Origin of the sequence: Vibrio sp. M260118, from assembly GCF_036533755.1 — a bacterium.
Classification (GTDB): Bacteria; Pseudomonadota; Gammaproteobacteria; order Enterobacterales; family Vibrionaceae; genus Vibrio.
Genome location: NZ_JATABG010000301.1, coordinates 1 through 4,449, shown reverse-complemented (window position 1 = coordinate 4,449; position 4,449 = coordinate 1). Strand labels below are relative to the sequence as shown.

Annotated in this window: 4 protein-coding genes; 3 read left to right on the top strand and 1 reads right to left on the bottom strand. The window is 45.0% G+C overall.

Going from position 1 to position 4,449, the window contains the following annotated elements; genetic code table 11:
* Nucleotides 1–57 precede the first annotated feature (57 nt).
* The 3 genes from QTO00_RS15400 (at nucleotide 58) to QTO00_RS15390 (ending at nucleotide 3,450) form a co-directional block, all read left to right on the top strand.
* Nucleotides 58–957 (top strand): ABC transporter permease, encoded by a 900-nt coding sequence (locus QTO00_RS15400; RefSeq protein WP_038204177.1) that lies wholly within the window; start codon nucleotides 58–60, stop codon nucleotides 955–957.
* Nucleotides 950–2,185 (top strand): quaternary amine ABC transporter ATP-binding protein, encoded by a 1,236-nt coding sequence (locus QTO00_RS15395; RefSeq protein ID WP_331425572.1) that lies wholly within the window; start codon nucleotides 950–952, stop codon nucleotides 2,183–2,185. The genes QTO00_RS15400 and QTO00_RS15395 overlap by 8 nt, the downstream gene beginning before the upstream one ends.
* A 329-nt stretch (nucleotides 2,186–2,514) precedes the next feature.
* Entirely contained in the window at nucleotides 2,515–3,450 is a 936-nt protein-coding gene (locus QTO00_RS15390; RefSeq protein ID WP_331425570.1) for a sensor domain-containing diguanylate cyclase, read from the top strand.
* 48 nt (nucleotides 3,451–3,498) lie between these two features.
* Here the strand turns inward: QTO00_RS15390 and aroG are convergent.
* Nucleotides 3,499–4,449 (bottom strand): 3-deoxy-7-phosphoheptulonate synthase AroG (gene aroG, locus QTO00_RS15385; RefSeq protein ID WP_331425569.1); only part of this gene is annotated, 951 nt, incomplete at its 5' end.

The following is a 4,449-nucleotide window of genomic DNA, read 5'->3' as shown; positions in this document are numbered from 1 at the left end:
CTTTTGATGTACTCCTTCGCTGCCAACGTAGCGAAGGAGAATAAAAGGAACTTATTGATGTCTACTGATAGCTGGTTCAACAGCTTTCCTGAAATGGAACGTTCAGACCTAAGAGCGATCCGCAAAACGCTCGATGGTGCATATCGAGAATTCTCGCGAGAATATGGCGATCTTATCGAATCATTCTTCGACCCTCTCCTCTCTTTTTTAATTTGGTTCGAAAAACTACTCATATCTACGCCTTGGGTGATCGTTTTAGCCGTGTGTACGGGCTTAGTTTACGCTGCCAGTCGCTCTTGGAAGTTAGCTGTTGGCTGTTTCGTTTCTCTGATACTGATTGGCTACTTCGGTATGTGGGAAGACACAATGCGAACGCTGAGCATTATTACCGTTTGTACCATGTTGTCTATTGTGCTCGGTATTCCTATTGGCATCGCCATGGCACGCTCAAATAGAGTCCAATCCGTAGTTACGCCCATGCTCGACGTGATGCAAACCATGCCTGCATTCGTCTATCTCATTCCTGTCGTAATGCTATTGGGGATCGGCAAAATTCCTGGCCTGATCGCGGTCGTTATCTACGCAATTCCACCTGTGATTCGATTAACGAACCTAGGTATTCGATTGGTGGATAAAGAGGTACTCGAGGCGTCAACAGCCTTTGGGGCAAGTGCCAAACAACGTCTATTCGGTGTTCAGCTGCCACTGGCTATGCCAACCATCATGGCTGGTATTAACCAAACCATCATGATGGCACTATCAATGGTCGTTATCGCGTCGATGATTGGCGTTAAAGGCCTTGGCCAACCCGTGCTGAAGTCCATCACCAACCAATATTTCACTCTTGGCCTACTCAATGGCTTTGCCATCGTTGCTCTGGCGATTCTTTTTGATCGCGCTTCCCAAGCGTATGCTAAACGTACTCAGGCTCACTTAGGAGATCTTAAACATGACTAAACCACTTATTGAAATCAGTGGCTTATACAAGGTTTTTGGTCAAAAGCCACAATCAGTGATGGAGCGTGTAAAACAAGGGGACAGCAAAGACCAAGTCTTAGCCGATACTGGTCACACCGTTGGCCTTAAAGAGATCAACCTGCAGATCAATCAAGGTGAAATCTTCGTTATCATGGGCTTATCTGGCTCAGGTAAGTCGACTCTGATTCGCCACTTCAATCGCCTTATTGACCCAACAGAAGGGCAAATTCTGGTTGAAGGTACGGATGTGATGCAGTTGAGCCAAAAAGAGCTTGAAGAGTTCCGTCGCCACAAGATGTCGATGGTGTTCCAACGTTTTGGTTTACTGCCTCACCGCACAGTTGTGGACAATGTTGCCTACGGGTTAGAAATCCAAGGCCTCGAGAAAACAGAGCGTCTTAAAAAAGCCAATCAATGGCTCGATACGGTTGGTCTTAAAGGCTACGAGAATCAATACCCATCTCAACTATCAGGCGGCCAGCAACAACGTGTTGGTTTAGCCCGTGCTCTATGTACTGACGCCGAAATCCTACTTATGGATGAAGCCTTCTCTGCTCTTGATCCCCTCATCCGCAGTGAAATGCAGGATCAGTTAATTGAGTTGCAGGAAAAACTGCACAAAACCATTATCTTCATTACCCACGATTTAGACGAAGCACTGCGTCTAGGTGATCGAATCGCTATCCTTAAAGATGGTGAGTTGGTGCAACAAGGCACTCCTGATGAGATTCTTCTCAATCCAGCCGATGACTATGTTGAAGCCTTCGTTAAAGATGTTAACCGCGCTCGTGCACTGACGGTTGAAACGGTGATGAACCCACCGGCTTACCGCATCACCGCGAACACTATTCAAGAAGCTATCGCCCAGATGAAAGGCTTTAAACAAGACTATGCTTACCACGTAACCGAAGATGGCTACCAGGGTGTTCTTACTAAAGAAGGCTTAATGGACGCGGCAAAAGATCCTTCTACAGAGGAAGAAATTCACCAAGAGATCTACGAAGAAGTGCCCGCTGTCTCTCCAGATGCTGCTATCGAGAAGGTACTGGTTGATACCATGTCTTGTGACTATTCACTACCCGTTGTCGATGATGATGGAAACTTGCAAGGGGAACTTGAACGAAGCGCTGTTGCGGAGATATTTTCTGATAACACAGAGGAAGAGGAGGAACCAAACCCTTGCCCAAAGTTGGATAAGGTTTGTTAACCTTTACTGCTTAGCATAAGAACTCATTAGAAGGGACTGTTTGGCTTGTTACCGCTAAACGGCTCCTTCTTACCCCAATAATCAACTCACACCGGTCAAACTTAACGCTAGATCATGCTATTATTTGAATTCAAACATTTTTTAGTCATCGAGGTAGTCGTTAACGACAGTAACTCCCTCATATTAGAACTAAAACTCCACTATAACGACTTAAAATAAAACAACATTAGCACTCAATAGCTTAGTGATTAACCTCTCAATAAGCCTGTATTTATAAGATCAAATCTTATACACTCTGCTTTTTTCATAAACCGCAAGTAAACTAAAGCATGAAGATTAGTCTACAAGATAGCCATGAGATCATTCTCAATACTCTTCCGCAATTTATCTTCATTGTTACTGAAAGCGGTACTTATATCGAAGCATTTGGCAACGATAGTTTCACCACTACACCAGGGTTTGACAACAAAAAACTGATTGGATATAGCATTCATGATCTGTTCGACGAACAGAGAGCGAAAAACTTCAGTGTTCTCATTAGTCGAGCGATCAGTACGGGTACAGAGCAGTTAGTCAAATATGGCTTTACTCGGGGAGAAACCTTTCCCATCGTTGGGTTTCCCGAAGTTCGATCTGATGTCTGGTACGAAGGCGTTATTCGCCCACTTGATATTGAATATAAGGGTGAAAAGACCATTCTTTGGTCAGTGAAAAATATCACCCAGCAAATTAGTCTCGAGAATGAACTCAGGTACTTATCAGAAACCGATGAACTGACCGGTGTAACTAACCGCAGATCCTTGATGAAAATGATGCAATTCTCTTTCGAACAAGCCAAGACAACTCATCAAGTCGGCTGTTTACTTTTGCTCGATGTTGACCATTTCAAACATGTTAACGACTCTTATGGCCATCAGGTCGGGGACAACGTACTTAAGCATCTTTCACAGGTATGTTCAACTCACCTGAGAGAAAAGGATATTTTCTGCCGGTTTGGTGGAGAAGAGTTTGCTGTTCTACTCCCCAACACAGACGAAGAGCTAGGTTTTTATATTGCGGAGCGACTTCGCTTGGCGATAGAAACAACGCCATGCAAAATTGGCATGTCAGAAGTGAGTGTCACCGCTAGCATTGGCGTCTCTGCGTTCAAACCCAACGATTTATCGGAAGATATGGTTGTAGGTCGTAGCGATAAAGCGCTATACCACTCAAAGAGCAGGGGTAGGAACCGAACCACCGTGTTTAGTACATCCATTCAAAGTTAGCGCCAATCAAAATAAAAACGCCACTTGGATATCAAGTGGCGTTAAGCACTACTTATTGCTTCTGCGCTCTACAACCGCGTCTGCAAGTTGGCGAAGTACAGTTTCAGTGTCATCCCAGCCAATACAAGCATCAGTAATAGATTGACCGTAAGTTGGCGCTTTACCTTCAACTAGGTCTTGGCGGCCTTCCACTAAGTGAGACTCGATCATCACGCCAAAGATAGCATCTTCGCCACCAGCAATTTGGCTTGCTACGTCTTCACCTACAACCATTTGACGCTTGAACTGTTTAGAGCTGTTCGCGTGGCTAAAGTCAATCATCACTTTCTTCGGTAGACCTGAAGCCTCAAGTTCCTGCTTGATCGCACCTACGTGATCTGCACTGTAGTTTGGCTCTTTACCGCCGCGAAGAATCAAGTGACAATCTGGGTTACCCGCCGTTTCGATAATCGCCGAGTGACCGTACTTAGTTACCGACAAGAAATGGTGTGATGCACTCGCTGAGCGGATCGCATCAGAAGCAATTTTAATGTTGCCGTCAGTACCATTTTTAAAACCAACCGAGCATGAGATACCTGACGCTAGTTCACGGTGAACTTGTGATTCAGTAGTACGTGCACCAATCGCACCCCAACTAATTAGATCCGCCACATATTGAGGAGTGATCATATCTAGGAACTCACTTGCCGTAGGCATTCCCATATCAGTCAGATCTAGAAGCAGTTTGCGGCCCATACGCAGACCGTCGTTAATCTTAAACGTGTCGTTTAGATAAGGGTCGTTAATTAGGCCTTTCCAACCTACCGTTGTACGTGGCTTCTCGAAATAAACACGCATAACAATTTCTAGGCGGTCACCCAGCTCATCACGCAAAACTTTTAGTCGTTTACCATACTCAATAGCCGCTTCCGGGTCATGAATCGAACATGGACCTATGATTACAAGCAGACGATCGTCTTGGCCTTTAAGAATGTTTGAAATGGCTTCACGTGAACGAAA